Source organism: Kutzneria buriramensis, assembly GCF_003387475.1.
Taxonomy (GTDB): Bacteria; Actinomycetota; Actinomycetes; order Mycobacteriales; family Pseudonocardiaceae; genus Kutzneria; species Kutzneria buriramensis.
Genome location: NZ_QUNO01000008.1, coordinates 403,981 through 419,108 on the forward strand (window position 1 = coordinate 403,981; position 15,128 = coordinate 419,108).

The 15,128-nt window shown below is 71.1% G+C and carries 14 protein-coding genes; 11 read left to right on the forward strand and 3 right to left on the reverse strand.

The features are described 5' to 3' along the window. Positions 1–2 precede the first annotated feature (2 nt). Positions 3–701 carry a class I SAM-dependent methyltransferase gene (locus BCF44_RS25240; protein ID WP_211353209.1) on the forward strand — a complete coding sequence of 233 codons (699 nt, stop codon included), beginning with the start codon at positions 3–5 and terminating at the stop codon, positions 699–701. 123 nt (positions 702–824) lie between these two features. On the opposite strand, the gene BCF44_RS25245 is transcribed toward BCF44_RS25240, so the two are convergent. The 3 genes from BCF44_RS25245 to BCF44_RS25255 all read right to left on the reverse strand — a co-directional run bounded on the left by BCF44_RS25245 (position 825) and on the right by BCF44_RS25255 (position 3,538). Further along, the gene (locus BCF44_RS25245; RefSeq protein WP_116176817.1) at positions 825–1,343 is read right to left on the reverse strand and encodes a transglycosylase SLT domain-containing protein; all 519 of its coding nucleotides are present in this window, start codon (positions 1,341–1,343) and stop codon (positions 825–827) included. A 180-nt stretch (positions 1,344–1,523) separates the two neighbouring features. Further along, positions 1,524–3,020 (reverse strand): alpha/beta fold hydrolase, encoded by a 1,497-nt coding sequence (locus BCF44_RS25250; RefSeq protein ID WP_116176818.1) that lies wholly within the window; start codon positions 3,018–3,020, stop codon positions 1,524–1,526. Between the two features lie 188 nt (positions 3,021–3,208). Next, positions 3,209–3,538 (reverse strand): hypothetical protein, encoded by a 330-nt coding sequence (locus tag BCF44_RS25255; RefSeq protein WP_147328623.1) that lies wholly within the window; start codon positions 3,536–3,538, stop codon positions 3,209–3,211. A gap of 124 nt (positions 3,539–3,662) precedes the next feature. On the opposite strand from BCF44_RS25255, the gene BCF44_RS25260 reads away from it, so the two are divergent. The 10 genes from BCF44_RS25260 to BCF44_RS25305 all read left to right on the forward strand — a co-directional run bounded on the left by BCF44_RS25260 (position 3,663) and on the right by BCF44_RS25305 (position 15,115). Continuing rightward, a complete protein-coding gene (locus BCF44_RS25260; RefSeq protein ID WP_116176820.1) occupies positions 3,663–4,172 on the forward strand; it encodes a SigE family RNA polymerase sigma factor in 510 nt (169 codons plus the stop codon). After that, positions 4,169–4,975: a hypothetical protein gene (locus BCF44_RS25265; protein ID WP_116176821.1), complete on the forward strand. Its 807-nt coding sequence runs from the start codon at positions 4,169–4,171 to the stop codon at positions 4,973–4,975. The genes BCF44_RS25260 and BCF44_RS25265 overlap by 4 nt, the downstream gene beginning before the upstream one ends. Positions 4,976–5,047: 72 nt before the next feature. Next, the gene (locus tag BCF44_RS25270) at positions 5,048–5,596 is read left to right on the forward strand and encodes an RNA ligase family protein (protein WP_116176915.1); all 549 of its coding nucleotides are present in this window, start codon (positions 5,048–5,050) and stop codon (positions 5,594–5,596) included. Beyond that, positions 5,593–7,266, forward strand: coding sequence for an RNA ligase family protein (locus tag BCF44_RS25275; RefSeq protein WP_116176822.1), 1,674 nt, complete (start codon positions 5,593–5,595; stop codon positions 7,264–7,266). The genes BCF44_RS25270 and BCF44_RS25275 overlap by 4 nt, the downstream gene beginning before the upstream one ends. Further along, positions 7,266–9,899 carry an RNA repair domain-containing protein gene (locus BCF44_RS25280; protein ID WP_116176916.1) on the forward strand — a complete coding sequence of 878 codons (2,634 nt, stop codon included), beginning with the start codon at positions 7,266–7,268 and terminating at the stop codon, positions 9,897–9,899. The genes BCF44_RS25275 and BCF44_RS25280 overlap by 1 nt, the downstream gene beginning before the upstream one ends. A 44-nt stretch (positions 9,900–9,943) precedes the next feature. After that, positions 9,944–10,825: an aminoglycoside phosphotransferase family protein gene (locus BCF44_RS25285; protein ID WP_116176823.1), complete on the forward strand. Its 882-nt coding sequence runs from the start codon at positions 9,944–9,946 to the stop codon at positions 10,823–10,825. 40 nt (positions 10,826–10,865) lie between these two features. Further along, positions 10,866–12,197 carry a CYTH and CHAD domain-containing protein gene (locus BCF44_RS25290; RefSeq protein ID WP_170217727.1) on the forward strand — a complete coding sequence of 444 codons (1,332 nt, stop codon included), beginning with the start codon at positions 10,866–10,868 and terminating at the stop codon, positions 12,195–12,197. Positions 12,198–12,252: 55 nt separating this feature from the next. Further along, positions 12,253–12,414: a hydrophobic protein gene (locus tag BCF44_RS25295; protein WP_116176825.1), complete on the forward strand. Its 162-nt coding sequence runs from the start codon at positions 12,253–12,255 to the stop codon at positions 12,412–12,414. A gap of 35 nt (positions 12,415–12,449) precedes the next feature. Further along, on the forward strand, positions 12,450–12,647 hold the full coding sequence (locus BCF44_RS25300) for a CsbD family protein (protein WP_116176826.1): 198 nt from the start codon (positions 12,450–12,452) through the stop codon (positions 12,645–12,647). 389 nt (positions 12,648–13,036) lie between these two features. Beyond that, on the forward strand, positions 13,037–15,115 hold the full coding sequence (locus tag BCF44_RS25305) for an acyltransferase family protein (protein ID WP_246015541.1): 2,079 nt from the start codon (positions 13,037–13,039) through the stop codon (positions 15,113–15,115). Positions 15,116–15,128: the final 13 nt, after the last annotated feature.

The window sequence follows — 15,128 nt, forward strand, 5'->3', positions numbered from 1 at the left end:
ATGTGCCGGATGCTGCCGAGCTGTACAACGCGATGAACCCGTGGACCGGGCGGTCGGACGACCGGTTCTACCTGGACCTGGTGCTGGCCGCGGACTCCGTGCTGGACGTGGGATGCGGGACGGGGACCCTGCTGTCGCAGGCGCGGGCCAAGGGCCATCGCGGGCGGCTGGTCGGCGTCGACCCGGACCCGGACATGCTGGCGCAGGCCAAGGTCCACGACGGGATCGAGTGGCTGCCGGGGGACATGTCCACGGTCTCGGAAACGGGCTTCGAGCTCGCGGTGATGACCGGCCACGCGTTCCAGTGCCTGCTCACCGACGAGGACGTGCTGGCCACCCTGCGCGGGGTGCGCAGGGCCGCCGGCCGGTTCGTGTTCGAGACGCGAAACGCCCTGGTCAGGGAGTGGGAGCGGTGGCCGGACATGAGCTACGAATTCGAGTACGAGGGCCAGACCGCCAAGGTCTTCTACGAGGTGCGGCCGATCGTCGGCGACGTCGTCGACGTGGTGGAGAACATCGTCGCCGACGACTGGCGGCGCGCCGACGCCGGTCAGCTGCGGTTTCTCGCCACCGAACGCCTGGACGAGCTGATCGCCGAGGCGGGGCTGGAGATCGAGGCCCGGTACGGCGGCTGGCAGCGCCAGCCCTTCGCGCCGGACAGCCCCGAACTGATCTCGGTGCTCCGCCCCGTCACGATGTGACTTCCGAACTCATGTGGCGGCCGGGACGCGGCGTTCGCCCGCCTGCTGGGGGACACGGTCCGCGTCGGGTCGGGGCGCTGCTATGCCCCCGACCCGACGCGGACCGTCACCTGGTCGCTGTGATCAGCCGCCGACCTGGCTGGCGGCCGTGCGCGCCCGGGACATGTACTGCTGGTACGCCCCGTTGATGTAGGTCGTCCACGGCGACCAGTCGCTGCCGTTGGACGAGATCCGGGCCGCCGCCTGGGCGCAGGTGGCCGGGTTGAACGCCTGGGCGTCGGAGACCTCGCCGTGCCAGCGGGAGTTGATCTGCCACACGCCGCGGTCGTGGCTGCAATCGGTGTTGATCAGCACCGCCTTGGTCCAGCCCTGGCTCTCCGCCAGCGCCACGGCGATCGAGATGACCAGGCCGTTGCCGTGCAGGCCGGCGTTGCGCGCGTACTGCGCGATCTGCTTGTCGGACAGGTGGGTGCCGGCCAGGGTGCTCTTCTGCGTGCAGGTCGCGGACGGCCCGCTGAAGCCGATTGGTGGGGCGGTGAGCGGCTCGGTGCCGGCGGAGGCGAGCGGGGCGGCCACCAGCACGCCGGCCAGCACGAGTCCGGAGATGCCGGCCGCGCGGCCGAGCTTCGAGAGGTTCGCCATTGATTCCTCACAGTCATCGCAGGGGTAATGACGTGATTCGTGGCGGCGCCCGACCATGGTGACAGCTGATGATCGTCTCGCGAAGCGTTCACCCTTGACAGATTTGGTCTAGACCAGCGAGGGTGGCGCGGAAAAACGCCGCCCCCACTCGAAAGTCGGGGCGGCGTCCGTAACTCCGGCTCAGCTCGCGGGTGGCGCCGGCGGCGCCGCGCACTCCGCGTCCGAACCGCCGGCGGTCTTCCGCGGCGGCAACGTTCCGGTGCCGAGGTAGTTGCCCAGCACGGTGTTCACACATGTGTCCGCGGTCGGTGTGACACCGTGCGTGATGCCGCCGTTCACGGTCAGCAGCGCCGAACGCGGGTAGCGCTGGCGAAGGGCCGCGCTACCGGACGGCGGGGCGACGCCGTCAAGGCTGTTCTGGAGCAACAAGACGCTGCCCACGGCGTAACCGAGCACCGGCACCGGGTTGCCCGCCTTGGCGTGCCAGACGCGGCACGGCGAGAGGAACCACATGTTGCCCCAGGCCATGTCCGGCGCCTGCGTGGCGCTGGCCGCCGCGTCGGACTTCCACTGCGCGAAGGACGACGGCCACGGCGCGTCCGTGCAGAGCTCGGCCATCTGCGCCGCGTAGATGTTGTCGCTGCCGCCGCGCTGGTAGAACTGCTGGAACAGTCCGATCAGCGTCGAGGGATCGCCGGTGTGCACGTAGGCGGAGAGCAGCCCGCCGAGCGTCGGCCAGAACGCCTGGAAGTACGGCGCCAGCGTGAAGATGTCGGTGAACTCGTCCGGCCCGATCAGGCCGTCGGCCGGGGCCGCGGTGATTTTGGCCAGCTGGTCGTTCCAGACCTGCTGGATCGCCGCCCGGGTCGTGCCCAGGTGGAAGGCGGCGTCGTTGGCCGCCACCCAGTCGAACCAGAGCTGGAAGTTCCGCTCCAGGTTGGCGTTCTGGTCCAGCGACGCCGCCCGGTACCAGACCTCGTCCGGGTTGATCGGGCTGTCCAGCACCATCCGCCGCACGGCCAGCGGGTGCAGCGTGGCGTACACCTCGGCGACGTAGGTGCCGTACGACTGGGCGTACATGCCGACCTGGAGGCCGCCCAGCGCGAGCCGCACGTCGTCCAGGTCGGCGGCGACGTCGGTGGTCTTCATGTGCTGCAACAGATCCGGCTGCGCCTGCTGGCAGGCGTCCGCGTAGTTCTGGACCCGGTTCAGCCGGCCGACCTCGTTGGCCGGTGCGGTCGGCGCGTAGCCGGGCCGGTTGAACGCCTCGTAGCCCGGCACGCACGACAGCGCCGGCACGCTCGGCGCCACGCCGCGGCGGGCGATGCCGATCCAGTCGTAGCTGCCGCCGCCGGGCACCTGCTGCCCCAGCAGCGAGGACTCGTAGCCGGCCCCGGACAGCGGGTCCGGCGCGGTCAGCATCATGCCCTGGTACGGGTCGGAAGCGTTGTGCGCCACCTTCGACAGCGCGAGGGTGACCTTCGCGCCGCCGGGATTCGCGTGGTCGAGCGGAACCTGGAGCGTGGCGCACTGCGCGCCGGCGTTGGCCAGCGTGGTGTCCGAACAGGCGCCCCACGCGAGGGCGTCATGGGGAACCGGCGTGGCGGCGGCGGTCGCACCGCCCATCGTGATCACGGCCGACGCGACGATCGCGGCGGCGGACAGCGCACGTCTCAACTCGAATTGCCCCTCTCACGGTGGATTCTCGTTGATCACCGTAAGCAGCCGGGGCGGAATGTGAGCGTTATCAGGTCGGGTTCAGGACGCGTATCGTTCCCCAACGGTCAGCCGGGAATACCGGCGGCCGTGAACACGTGCCCGACCGTGCCGTCGACTGCCGGCCGTGGCGGCGGCCGGCAGCGGCGTCACTTCGCTTCGATGCGGGCGCTGGCCTTGAGGTTGCCGGAACAGGTGGCGCTGTCGGTGCCGTCGCCTGTGTGGTAGTCGCGGGTGATCGTGTAGACGGTTCGCGGCCACTGGATGTTGCTGGTGTCCAGGCAGTCCACGACGAGCCGCCAGGTGTAGTGCGAGCCGCTGTAGCAGGTCACGGAGGCGCTGCTGCCGTTGCTGCCCAGGTTGCACGGCAGCGATGCGGCCTGCGCCGTCGCGCCGCCGACCGCGATCAGGCCGGCCGCCGACACGGCACAGGCGACGCTGGCCAACAGGGATCTGGCCACGAGGGTTCTGAAAGTCATGGCGGCGATCTTGGCGCATCCGGTGCGGCAAGGTCTAGACCATTGGGACACTTTTCCGCTCCGCTGCAACCCGGCCGGCGGCCATGGGCGTGTTCACTGGCAGAGCCGACGACACGGAGGGGAAATGGCCGATCGCGACATCGCGTTCGCGCAGTTCGTCACGGCCAAGGCCGACAGCCTGCAACGCACCGCGTACCTGCTGTGCGGCGACTGGCACCGTGCCGAGGACCTGACGCAGGTGACGTTCACCAAGCTCTACCGGTCCTGGCCGCGGCTGACCGATCGGGACGCGCTCGACGGCTACGCGCGCAAGGTGCTGGTCCGCGCGTTCCTGTCCGAGCGGCGACTGGGCTGGTTCCGACGCGAGCACGTGACGGCGGAACACGCCGAGTCGCCTGAACGGGGCTGGTCGCCGCCGGAGGACCGGATGGTGCTGCTGGCCGCGCTGGCCAAGGTGCCGCCGGGGCAACGGGCGGTGCTCGTGCTGCGCTACTGGGAGGACATGTCGATCGAGGACACGGCCCGGGCGCTGGAGTGCTCGGAGGGCACGGTCAAGAGCCAGGCCGCGCGCGGGCTGCAGGCCCTGCGCGCACTGCTGGGGGAAGCGCCGCTGAGCCGAAGGAGGGGAGCGTGAACGAGCAGGAGCTGCGGGGTGCGCTGCGGGACGCGATGGCCGAGGTCGTGCCGCCGCGTCCGGTGACCGCGAACTCGGCGTTGACCAGGGCGCACCGGGCGCAACGCCGTCGCCGCGCGAACCTGGCCGGCATCGGCGTGGGTGCGGTGGTCGTCGCGCTGGTGGCGGGAGCGGTCACACTGAACTCGCACCCATGGGAGGGGACGGCCGAGCCGAGCCCGCCTTCGAACACTCACACCTCCGCGCCGCCGCTGACCGGCGGGGAGTCCGACAACGCGCCGGTGGGCAGCCCGGAGTACGCCCGAGGCAAGAATCTGCTGGCCGCTGTCCCGGCTGCGCTGCCGTCGGGCCTAGTGCCGGCGAGCGGTCAGCAGTTGACGGGGGCCAAGTTCGACCCGCGCCGGCACGAGGAGATCCAGGCGGGGCCGTCCAAGCAGTGGATCTACCGGGCCCGTGAGCCGGTGGCGCGCCCGGGGCAGCCCGGCGTCGGCGAGGTGGACGTCCAGGTGTTCGGCCCGGGCAACGGGCTGCCGATTGACGTCTGTGCGGCCGCGCAGAACCTGACCCACGGCGCGGCCTGCACGCTCAAGCAGGTCGGCGGAAAGTCGGTCGCGCTTGTCTCGCATCCCGACGACACCCGCCTCGGCGCCGCCGCGGTGTACCGGTACGCCGACGGCACGGTGGTGGGTGTGGTGCACAGTTCGAGCGTCTACGGGGCCGGCCTGCCGGGGTTGGCGCAGCCGCCGCTGACCGACGACCAGCTGGCGAACCTTGCGCTGTCGCCGGGTTTCAAGGTGGTCTGACGATATTGACGGGCGTCGCCCGCCCCCGTGTGCCAACCTGATCAACGGCACCGGACGAGAGGGGTGGGCGACATGGAGAAGATCCCGACGATCTTCGAGCGGGACGGCCGCTTCCACGTCGTCGACCGCCCGCGCGCCGACTGCGGGTGGGTGTTCGACGGCGTGGGCGCGGCGACGGAGAAGCTGGACGGCACCAACGTCCGGCTGACCGTGCGGTGCGGCACGCTCGTCCGGGTCGAGAAGCGACGCAATCCCAGCCGGGAGCAGAAGCAGCGCGGCATCGTCGACGGCTGGTACGTCGACGCCGGCGCCGAGGACAAGTGGATCACGGCCGCGGCCGACGGCACCGACGTGTCGGCGTGGCCGGACGGCGAGCACTCGTGCGAGGCGATCGGGCCGCGCGTGCAGGGCAATCCGCTCGGGCTGGCGGCGCATGTCTGCGTGCCGTTCAACCTGAGCGTGCCGGTGTACGCCGACGTGCCACGGGACTTCGCCGGGCTGCGGGCGTTTCTGGCCACTGTGGACAGTGCGTACGCGCCGGGCCGTCCGCCCGAGGGCATCGTGTTCCACCACCCGGACGGCCGGCGGGCGAAGATCAAGCGCAAGGACTTCGGGCCATGAGAGTCCACTATCCGCGCACGCCGCACCTGCCGTGGTCGCCGGGCGCGACGGCCGACGACGTCCGTACCACCGACCTGTCGGGGCTGGCGGGCCGCGAGGTCGTCGTGACGGAGAAGCTGGACGGCGAGAACACCACGCTGTACCGCGACGGGTTGCACGCCCGGTCCCTGGACTCGGCGCACCACCCGTCGCGGGCGTGGGTGAAGTCGTTGCACGGCAACGTGTCAAGCGAGATCCCGGCCGGTTGGCGGGTGTGCGGCGAGAACATGTACGCCCGCCACTCGCTGGCCTACGACGACCTGGACAGCTGGTTCTACGCCTTCTCCGTGTGGGCGGAGGACCGCTGCCTGTCGTGGGACGCCACCGTGCGGTTCGCGTCGCGGCTGGGCATGCCGGTGCCGAAGGTCTTGTGGCGCGGGATTTTCGACGAACGGGTGCTGCGGCGGATCAAGCTCGACCCGACCCGGCGGGAGGGTTACGTCGTTCGCGTCGCCGAGGGGTTCGCAGCGGCGGACTTCCGGCACAGTGTGGCGAAGTGGGTGCGCACCGGGCACGTGCAGACCGATCAGCACTGGATGCTCGGCCCGGTGACGGCCAACGGCCGCGGCCCCCAGGCGGCGCTGTGGGACGTGCGCGCCGGCATGGAGCCGGACGTGGCGGGTCTGCTTGCCGCAGTGGGGTTCCCGGAGGGCGGGGACCTCGGCGACATCGCCGGTCGGCTGGATTTGTTGGGGCGCAGGGGAGACGCCCGGCTGGCCGGCGTGCTGGCGATGCTGCTGCGCTGGCACCCGCGTCGCCGCGTTGCCGCGGACCTCGTTGCGCCGCTGGGCATGCGGTTGACCCGGCAGGTCGCCGACCTCATCGGTCTGTACGGGCGGCTGCTGGCCCCGTTCCCGGACGACGAGCGCCGGACCGGGCTCACCCGGCTGGCGCTGGCGGCCGATCTCGGTGTATTGCACGCGGTCGCGGCGGCTGCTCAGCCCGGCAACCAGGAGGTCGACTGGTCGGCGCTGCATGCCGAGGAGGCCGGGCTGTTCGGCGAGCAGCCGTTCGATCCGCTGAAGTCGGCGCTGCGCATGCAGGGCCTCGACGAGAACGTGGCGGACAGGTGCTGGGCCGAGGCGCGGTGCCGGATCTCCACGGCGGCGGAGGCGATTCCGCTGACCTGGCGCTGGCGCTCCGGCGACTTTCCCCGCCTGATAGCCATGATCGGGCCGTCCGGCAGCGGCAAGAGCCACTTCGCGGACTCGCTCAAGGTGGACGAGGTCGTGTCGCTGGACGCCCTGCGCGAGGCGCGCGGCTCCCGCGAGGACCAGAGCGACAACAACGCCATCTTCCACATCGCCGCCCGACAGCTGGAGCGGGCGCTGACCGGCCGGCGCACGGTGGTGTGGGACGCGACGTCGTTGAACCGGCGGCAGCGAGGCATGATCCAGTCGGTGGCGGCCAAACGGAACGCGTTGCACACCAACGCGGTGCTGCTGGTGCCGGAGGAGGAGTTGTTCCGGCGCAACGGGGCTCGCACGCACGCGGTTCCGCCGGAGGTGCTTTCCGCTCAGCTGGAACGGTTCTCGCCGCCGTACCCCGGCGAGGCGCACCGGACCTGGTACGTCGGCCCCTCCGGTAGGGTCGAAGATGTCGCCGGGGCAGTCGGCCGCGAGGAGGGATGATGCGGACCAGCGAGGAGATCTACCACCGGGTGCGCTGGGACCCGCGGTTCGACCCGGCTCGCTTCGTGCTGGGCATCGGCATGCGCGGGCGGCCGCCGAAGCGGCTGCCGCTGGCGTCGTACGAGCCGGGCGGCGAGATTCCGTGGCACCGCATCGTGTTCGTGGAGGCCGACGGCGAGCTGGTGTGGGACCGGGCGACGGGCGTGGACCGTATCGACGAGTCCGACGCCGGCCGCGTGCTGGACCCGCGGCGGCTGCGGGCCCCGTTCTTCACCGCCAAGGCCCCGTACGCGTGGGACGGCCTGGCCTGGTCGCCGGTGAGCAGTGTCCAAGATGGACGGTACGGCGACAGCCGGCTGCGGGTGCTGACGTGGAACACGCTCTGGGACCGCTACGACAGCGACCGGATCGACACGTCCGGCCGCCGCCCGCGGCTGCTCGATGAGCTGGAGCGCGCCGACGCCGATGTCATCGCGTTGCAGGAGGTCGAGGCGGCCCTGCTGACGTTGCTGCTCGCTGCGCCATGGGTGCGCGGCGGCTACACCGTCAGCGAGGTCGTCGGCCGGGAAGTGGACGCCACCGGGTTGCTGCTGCTCAGCAGGGTGCCGGTCCGGGAGGCCGGCGGCCACGTGCTGAGCCCGCACAAGGGCGTCGTCGCCTTCGTGGTGGAGACGGCCGGCGGTCCGGTCGCCGTGGCGACCACGCACCTGACCAGCGATCACCACGAACAGGGCGCCGAGCGGCGGGTCGCCGAGCTGGCCGCCGTCGACGAGGGCCTGTCCGATGTGGACTGCCCGGTGGTGCTGCTCGGCGACTTCAACGACGGCACCGAAACCCCGGCCGATGTCCTGCGCCTGGCGGACGCCTGGACCGAGGCCCACGGGTCGGCCGACCAGACGCCGACCTTCGACCCGCTGTCGAATCCGCTGGCGGCGGTGTCGTCACTGACCGGGCGCGCGGCTCGGCTCGACCGGGTGCTGGTCCGTGGTCTCCGAGTCGCCCACGCTTCGCTGCGTGACGAGCCCGTCTCGGATCACTACGGCGTCGAGGCCGAACTGTTGGTGGGCAAGGAGGACGGGACCCTGCTCGACGTCCCGGCGACCGCGCGTACCGCCGTCGCCTGGCTGCCACCGGTCGACGTGGCCGCGGTGGAGGCCCTGCGTCGCCGGCACGACCCGCAGGCCGACCGCTGGCCGCCGCACGTGAACGTGCTCTTCGGCTTCGTGCCGGAGTCGGAGTTCGACCGGGCCGTGCCGCTGCTCGCCGCGGCCGCCGCCGAGGTGCCGCCGTTCGCCGTGCGGCTCGACGGCGTGCACACGTTCGGCCATCGGGATGATGCCACCATCTGGCTGGATCCCGTCGCCCTGGAATGGACCGCGCTGCGGGACGCCGTCGCGCGGCCGTTCCCCGGCTGCCGGGAACGGGCCGAGGGCTTCACCCCGCACCTCACCTTGGGTCGTGGCAAGGACGCGCAAACGGTTGCGGCGGAGTGCGCCGCCCGACTGTCGCCCATGGACACCGCTGTCGGTGAGCTCGTCGTGCTGTCCCGGCGCGGCGACGAGCCGATGCGGGTGCGGGCCCGGGTCGCCCTCGGCAGCGGCGCCGTCGAGTGGGTACCCGACGACAGTCAGGTCACCACCGGGCCCTCCGTGCCGGTTGACTCCATTGTGGACCGAGTCGGCACCGCGCTGCCGCTGGGTGTGGTGCACCTCGTCGGCTCGCACCGGATGGGCAACGCCCTGGCCGATGCCGACGTGGACCTGGTCGCCGCGGTCCCCGGACGGGTCGAGGTGGACGTTCCCGGTGCCACCGATGTCCGCCCGGTGACCGGCGCGCGGGTGCCGGGCGTGCGGATGCGGCTCGACGGCCGCAGCGTGGACCTCGTGTTGGTCGAGACCGGCGCGATCGACCCGGCCGAGGCGGTCCTCCGTCGCGCGGAGCTCGGATCGGCGGCCTCGATCGCCCTGAGCGCGGTGACCGATGCCAACGCGATCAGTGGCCGGAATGCGACGTTGTCGCGGCTGGTCAAGGCGTGGGCGAAGGCCCGCGGGCTGGACTCCGCGCCCTTCGGCGGCTTGCCCAGCATCGCCTGGGCGGTGCTGGCGGCGTGTGTCGGGTCGGCGGAGCCGGTGGACTTCTTCGCTCACTGGGCGGCCTGGGACTGGCGCAACGCCGTGGCGCTGCGCGGTGATCACGCGTCCTACGGCCCGGTCACGGTCATGACGCCGTCCGAGCCGATCCGGTCGTGCACCGAGCAGGTCGGCCCGGGCATGCTTGACCTCCTGACCCACGAGCTCTACCGGGCCTGGGAAATCGCCTCCACGTCGAGCGATCCGTGGCCGCACCTGTTGGCCACGCCGCCGATGCATCGACGGCACGCGGCCTGGGCGGTCGTCACCGCGAGCGACGAGGGTCGGCTGCGGGGGAGAATGCGTGCGCTGCTCACTCTGCTCGAAGAGGCAGACATGCCGGACGTGCACGGCTGGCCGCGGCCGTTCGCGCCGGGGAGGTACGCGATCGGGCTGGGGCGAACGCCGGTCAACGCCGACCGGCTCGCCGGGATAGCCGCGGGTTGGCACGCCGGGGCGACGGTCGAGTGGCTGCCGAACGGGGGAGTCCCGACCCTGCGGTGATATTCGCTCGCCGCGCGCGGAAAGTCCGTGCCACAGTGGCTGGCATGGTGGACCTCCTCCAGGCCGGCCTGGTGTGGCCCGGCGCCGTCGTCACGGCGGTGGTGCCCCGCACCGGCGGCCAGCTGAGCTCCGTCTACGAGCTCCGGGCCGGCGACCGCGCCGTGATCGTCAAGGTTTACGACGAGAAGTGGCGGTGGAAACAGGCCAAGGAGGCGCACGTCTACCGCTTGCTGGCCGAGCACGGCATCCAACCGGTGCCGGCGGTGCTGCGCGTCGAGCCCGACACCGAGCTGATCGGCAAGGCTTTCACCGTGATGACAAGGCTTCCCGGCACGCCGCTGTCCGAGACGCCGGTCGACGACGTGGCCGCGGTGTACCGCCAACTGGGCGGCATGCTCGCCGCCATCCACGCGATTCCCCAGCCCGGCTTCGGTTACGTCACCACGCACGTGCTCGACCCCGTGCCGGACAACACCGCCTACATGGGCCGCCAGTTCGCCAAGAAGCTCCGCGAGTTCCGGGAACTCCAGGGCGATCCCGTGCTGCACGACCTCGTGCAGCACTACGTCGCCGCGCACGCCGACCTCTTCGCGAGCTGCGAAGCGCCGGTGCTGTGCCACAACGACGTGCACGAGGGCAACGTCCTGGTCGAGGACGGCGAGCTCACCGGGCTGGTGGACATCGAGAACGCTCTCGCCGGCGATCCGTGGCTGGATCTGGCCAAGGCCGACTACTACGCCACGCGCGGCGACGCCGCCAAGCTGACCGCCCTGCTGGCCGGCTACGGCGCCGAGCCGGACGGGCGGCTGCGCCTGTACACGATCTATCACGCCCTGGAGCTGTGGGACTGGTTCGCCTCGATCGGCGAGACCCGGCACCTCGACGGCATCGCCGCCGACCTGGTCGAGCTCGCATCCGATGCATAGGGGCCGGGTTCCGTGGTAACCGGACACCATGGCTACGCGGGTGAGGGAGACTGAGCGGAAGTACGAGCCGACGGACACCGAGGTCGGGCTGCTCGCCGGCGTGAAGGGGGTGACGGTCGTCGGCGGCGGGGAGGACCTGCTGCTGGAGGCGGTCTACCACGACACGGCCGACCTCGCGCTGGCCCGACGGGGCGTGACGCTGCGTCGGCGTACGGGCGGCGACGACGCGGGCTGGCACCTGAAGCTGCCGCTCGGCGGGGACTCCCGCGACGAGATCCGCGTCAAGGACGCCAAGCGGGTGCCCAAGGAGCTGGCCGACCTGGTCCTGGGGCTGACGCGGGGCGAGCCGCTGGCGCCGGTCGCGCACATCCGGACCAAGCGCCGGCGCTGGGAGCTGCTCGGCCGGGACGGCGAGGTCGCCGCCGAGGTGGTGCAGGACGACGTGGTGGCGCAGACGCTGGGGGAGTCCGCGGAGGTCATGACCTGGCGTGAGGTCGAGGTCGAGCTGGTGGCCGGCGGCTCCGACGTGTTCGACGCCGTCGAGAGCCGGCTGGGCAAGCCCTCGGCCTCGCCGCCGAAGCTGATGCGGCTGCTGGGCGATCGCCTGCCCAAGATGCCGAAGCCGCCCAATCGGATCACCGCATACGTCCGGAAGCAGGTGGCGGAGATCATCCGTCAGGACGCGCGGGTTCGGCAGGACGGCGAGGATTCGGTGCACCGGATGCGGGTCGCCAGCCGGCGGATCCGCAGCGTTCTCCAGGCGTACAAGGGATCCCGCTCGCTGCGGGAGGAACTGCGCTGGCTGGGCGGCGTGCTGGGCGAGGCCCGCGATCTGGAGGTGTTGCACAACCACCTCGCGCAGGAGGTCGATGCCCTCCCGGACGAGCTGGTCATCGGCAACGTGCGGCAGCGGCTCACCGAGACCTTCGCGCCCCGGCAGCAGACGGCCCGCGCGCAGGTGCTGGAAGCCTTGCGGAGCAAGCGGTACTTCACGCTCCTGAACCGGCTCGACGCCCTGGCCGTCAGGCCGGCCAAGGCGAAACGGCGGCTGCGCAAGACGGCCGAGCGGGTGGACCGGGCGTGGCGCGACGTGGACCGGGCCCGGGGCACCCTGCACGACGTGCGCAAGGCCGCGAAGCGGGCCCGCTACGCCGCGGAGGCGCTGGACAAGAAGAAACTGGCCCGCCGCATGAACGAACTCCAGAAGAGGCTCGGCGTGCATCAGGATTCCATTGTGGCGCGGGAGGAACTGCGGGCGATAGGTGTGCAGTCCCACTTGGACGGCGACAACGCCTACACCTACGGCCTGTTGCACGGACGTGAGATGAATCGCGCCCAGCGCATAACGGAGTCTTTGGGGCACAGGGTTTAGCGATCGTCTCGCCGGGTATTCGAGAGTCAACTTCCCCGGCGAACAGGAGAGTCTGATGGGAATCATCCTGGCGGTGCTGTTATTGGCGATCATTCTGGGTGGTGCCGGCTTCGCCCTGCACGCCCTGTGGATCATCGCGGGCATCGTGCTCGTTGTCTGGCTGCTCGGCTTCGCGGTGCGCACGGCCGAGGGCGGCGGACGCTGGTACCGCTGGTGACGAGTCGACCCTGACGGACTACAGGAGGAGTTGAGATGAGCACCGAGCGCAAGATGGAAGGCAAGACCGACGAGGTTGTGGGCAAGGCCAAGGAGGGCCTCGGCAAGGCCACCGACAACGAGCAGTGGCAGGCCGAGGGCAAGGCGGACCAGGCCAAGGGCGGCCTGAAGCAGGCCGGCGAGAAGGTCAAGGAAGCCGCCGAGAAGGCGAAGGACGCCATCACCGGCAAGTGACCTGAACCACGCCCGGACGCGGCGCCGACGGACGAACCGCGGACGCGGCCGAGAAAAGGCGACACGCCCCCGCGCCGACCGGATGAACCGGTCGGCGCGGGCGTGCGTCGTCACGAGCGGGATCGGCGGCGGCCGATCGCGGCGATGCCATCGCGGCTTTGTGGTGAAACGCATGTCGGCGCGGGCGTGCGTCGTCACGAGCGGGATCGGCGGCGCCCGATTGGGCCGAATGCCATCGCGGTTAATGGCGAACTGACTGCCCTCGCAGGTGCTACGCTCCGCCGCTGACGAGGTCACGCAGGTTTCGGGGAGGGAGCCTGCGGTGATTCGCAGGCGTCCACCCGTGTTCGTTCACTCCCCACCGTCCGGGAGGGAACGAGTTGGCGATCGTGGAGGCGGCGGAGGAGCGCACCGTCGAGTTGCCGGTGGTCGCGCCGGGGGATTCGCGGGAGGACCGTTTCCGCGGCGACATCCAGGCCCTGCGGGCGATCGCGGTGATGGCGGTGGTGCTGACGCACCTGTGGCCGGGGCGGTTCGCGGGCGGCTATGTCGGCGTCGACGTCTTCTTCGTCATCTCGGGGTTCCTCATCACCGCGCATCTCGGCCGCGAGTTGGTCCGCGACGGGCGGGTCCGACTCGGGCGGTTCTACGCCCGCCGCGTCCGGCGGCTGCTGCCGGCGGCCTTCGCGGTCATCCTGTGCAGCCTGGCCGGCGCGTACTTCCTGATGCCCTACCCGCGCTGGCTGGACAACGCCCAGGAGCTGCTGGCGAGCGCCCTGTACGCGGAGAACTGGGTGCTGGCGGCGAAATCCGTCGACTACTCGGCGATGTCCGACGCCGCGACCCTCGCCCAGCACTACTGGTCGCTGGCGGTGGAGGAGCAGTTCTACCTGGTCTGGCCGCTGCTGCTGATGGCACTGTTCGCGCTGCGCAAGCGGCCGGCGTGCGTGGCCGGCATCGCGGTGGTGGGCGCGGCCTCGCTGGCCTACAGCGCGTACTTCACGGCCGTGGAGAAGAGCCAGGCCTACTTCGTCACCCCGGTCCGGGTGTGGGAGTTCGCCGTCGGCGCGCTGATCGCGTCGGCCACGACGCGAACCGTGCTGCCCAAGGTCGCCTCCGGCCTGCTGGCCGGGCTGGGCCTGGCGATGATCCTCGGCTCGGTGTTCCTGTTCGACCACACCACCGAGTTCCCCGGCGTGATGGCGCTGATTCCCGTGCTGGGCACCGGGTTGGTGATCCTCGCGCGCTGGGAGTCCCGGTTCTGGGCGTTCCCGCCGGCGCAGTTCCTCGGCCGGATCAGCTACTCGCTGTACCTGTGGCACTGGCCGCTGCTCCTGCTGGCGCCGTTCGCGTTCAAGGAGAACGTCGACGGCGGTGTGCTGAGCTTCACCCAGCGCTGCGCGGTGCTGGTGGTCGCCGTGGTGCTCGCCCACGTGTCCAAGGTCATGGTCGAGGACCGCGGCCGCACCTTGCCGTTGTTCCGTGGCGGCAGCGGGTTCACGTTCCTCGGCATGGCGGCGGGCATGGTCGCGATCGCCCTGGTCTCGACCGGCCTGAGCTGGACCTACGACCGGCACGTCGCCCAGGCCGAGGCGAACCTGCGCAACGAGGCGATCCGGCCCTGCTACGGCGCCGCGGCGCTGGCTCCCGGGGCGAACTGCGCGGATCCGTTCGGGCCGGCGAAGACCGTGGACATGGGCGAGCCCAACGCGTACTTCAAGCTGGCGTCGGGCTGCACCCAGACGTCCGGGAACACCTCGGCGCACATGGTGCGGACGGATCGGGTCTGCGACTACAGCAAGGGCGCACCCAACCCGACGGTTGTCTGGGTCGTCGGCGATTCCCATGCGCAGCAGTGGGAAGCGGCGCTGGTCGACCTGGCCTCGGCGAACAAGTGGATCCTCAAGGGCGCCTATCTGGACGCCTGCCCGTTCGCCAAGGTGAAGGTCAAGGACGACCAGCCCTGCATGGACTGGGGCGCCTCGATGGTCGACACCGTCAGGAAGGACCATCCGGCCTACGTCTTCACCTCCGCGTACGCACGGATCGAGAACGTGGACGACGGCAGCGGCCGGCCGAAGTCCGACCAGTTCGCCGAGGGTTTCCAGGCCTATTGGAAGCCGTTGGCGGCGGCCGGGTCCGAGGTGGTCGTGCTGGGCGACCCGCCGCTGAACGACCAGGTGCGGCCGGTCGGCTGCGTGGCCGACTACGCCAGGGATCCCGAGATGGCCTGCGCGCGCCCCCGGGCCGCCGCGCAGCCGGCGGACCCGCTGCGGGCCGCCGCCGACGCGGCGCATGATCCGAAGATCAAGTACGTCGACCTCACCGACTACTTCTGCGACCAGCGGCAGTGCTACGCCGCGGTCGGCGACGTGGCGGTCTACTTCGACGTCCACCACCTGAACTACGTGTACAGCCGGACCCTGCGGCCGATGCTCGCCGACGCGGTGGGCATCCCGAACCACTGAGGGGCGTGCCACT

Excerpts from the sequence above, each read along its gene's own strand:
- BCF44_RS25270 (WP_116176915.1), top strand. The coding sequence starts at position 5,048 with ATGGAGAAGATCCCGACGATCTTCGAGCGGGACGGCCGCTTCCACGTC.
- BCF44_RS25275 (WP_116176822.1), top strand. The coding sequence starts at position 5,593 with ATGAGAGTCCACTATCCGCGCACGCCGCACCTGCCGTGGTCGCCGGGC.
- BCF44_RS25260 (WP_116176820.1), top strand. The coding sequence starts at position 3,663 with ATGGCCGATCGCGACATCGCGTTCGCGCAGTTCGTCACGGCCAAGGCC.
- BCF44_RS25295 (WP_116176825.1), top strand. The coding sequence starts at position 12,253 with ATGGGAATCATCCTGGCGGTGCTGTTATTGGCGATCATTCTGGGTGGT.
- BCF44_RS25245 (WP_116176817.1), bottom strand. The coding sequence starts at position 1,343 with ATGGCGAACCTCTCGAAGCTCGGCCGCGCGGCCGGCATCTCCGGACTC.
- BCF44_RS25285 (WP_116176823.1), top strand. The coding sequence starts at position 9,944 with ATGGTGGACCTCCTCCAGGCCGGCCTGGTGTGGCCCGGCGCCGTCGTC.
- BCF44_RS25280 (WP_116176916.1), top strand. The coding sequence starts at position 7,266 with ATGCGGACCAGCGAGGAGATCTACCACCGGGTGCGCTGGGACCCGCGG.
- BCF44_RS25300 (WP_116176826.1), top strand. The coding sequence starts at position 12,450 with ATGAGCACCGAGCGCAAGATGGAAGGCAAGACCGACGAGGTTGTGGGC.
- BCF44_RS25255 (WP_147328623.1), bottom strand. The coding sequence starts at position 3,538 with ATGACTTTCAGAACCCTCGTGGCCAGATCCCTGTTGGCCAGCGTCGCC.